The sequence below is a fragment of the Streptomyces sp. SID5643 genome, from assembly GCF_009872555.1.
Taxonomy (GTDB): Bacteria; Actinomycetota; Actinomycetes; order Streptomycetales; family Streptomycetaceae; genus Streptomyces; species Streptomyces iakyrus.
On the sequence record NZ_WWIC01000281.1, the window covers coordinates 1 to 229 of the forward strand.

Here is a 229-nt window from a genome sequence, read left to right on the forward strand (position 1 = left end):
GCGCGGCCCGGCCGGTGGGATCGGGCGGCGCCGGTTCATGCCTCGTAGCGCTCGGGCTTGGCCGAGCGCGACAGCAACGCCATGCCCACCGACGGCGGTTTGCCGTCGCTGACCACCGACACCACGACGTCGGTGATCGGCATCTCGACGCCGTAGCGCTGCGCGAGCAACTGCACGGATTCACAGGACTTCACGCCCTCGGCGATCTGGCGGCTCTCCCCCATGACCT

1 pseudogene is annotated in these 229 nt (G+C 70.3%); it reads right to left on the reverse strand.

The features are described from left to right. Window positions 1–35: 35 nt before the first annotated feature. A pseudogene (locus GTY56_RS30860) lies at window positions 36–229 on the reverse strand (NAD(P)H-dependent glycerol-3-phosphate dehydrogenase); the annotation flags it as partial.